This is a genomic window from Arthrobacter rhombi (assembly GCF_900163545.1).
Classification (GTDB): Bacteria; Actinomycetota; Actinomycetes; order Actinomycetales; family Micrococcaceae; genus Arthrobacter_H; species Arthrobacter_H rhombi_A.
On record NZ_FUHW01000017.1, the window covers coordinates 1 to 863 of the forward strand.

Here is an 863-nt window from a genome sequence, read left to right on the forward strand (position 1 = left end):
GCTAGTGTCCCGCGCCTGAAATTCGCTGGCTAAATTGTAGAATGGGGTATGCCACGTACCGGGCGCCCCAAGGCCGAACTGATCCTCACCTCCGAGGAGCGCGAACAACTCACCAAATGGGTTCGGCACCGCAAGTCATCACAGGCGCTGGCCCTGCGCTCGCGCATCGTGCTCGCCTGCGGTGACGGGCTCAACAACAAGGACGTTGCCGCCCAGATCGGCTGTTCGACATCGACCGTAACGAAGTGGCGGTCCAGGTTCGTCGAGCACCGCCTCGATGGGCTCGTGGACGACCCGCGGCCCGGCAGGCCCTCGACCGTGGCCGCGGAGCAGGTCGAGGACGTCGTCGTGGCGACCCTGGAGACCACGCCGCAGAACGCAACGCACTGGTCCCGGTCGAAGATGGCCGAGCGGCACCGGGCTCTCGAAGTCGACGATCGGCAGGATCTGGAAGGCCTTCGGCCTCAAGCCCCACCGCACCGACGGGTTCAAGCTCTCCAATGATCCGCTGTTCGTGGAGAAGGTCTACGACATCGTCGGGCTCTATCTCGACCCGCCCGAATCAGCGGTAGTCCTCAGCGTCGACGAAAAATCCCAGGTCCAGGCCCTCTCACGCTCTCAGCCGGCGTTCCCGATGATGCCGGGCATGCCCGAGAAACGCACCCACGACTACTTCCGGCACGGCACCACGAGCCTGTTCGCTGCGATGAACGTGGAGGACGGCACGGTGATCGCCTCCACCCACCGCCGTCACCGGGCGACGGAATTCAAGAAGTTCCTGGCCAAGATCGACCAAAACGTCCCCGAACACCTCGACGTATACGTCGTCTGCGACAACTACGACACCCACAAGCACCCCACCG

The 863-nt window shown here is 64.1% G+C and carries 2 protein-coding genes; both read left to right on the top strand.

The genetic code is table 11. The features are described from left to right. Nucleotides 1-48 precede the first annotated feature (48 nt). On the top strand, nt 49-504 hold the full coding sequence (locus tag FM101_RS15910; RefSeq protein ID WP_245806610.1) for a helix-turn-helix domain-containing protein: 456 nt from the start codon (nt 49-51) through the stop codon (nt 502-504). After that, on the top strand, nt 446-863 hold a 418-nt coding region (locus tag FM101_RS15915; RefSeq protein ID WP_245806611.1), incomplete at its 3' end, for an IS630 family transposase. The genes FM101_RS15910 and FM101_RS15915, both read left to right, overlap by 59 nt.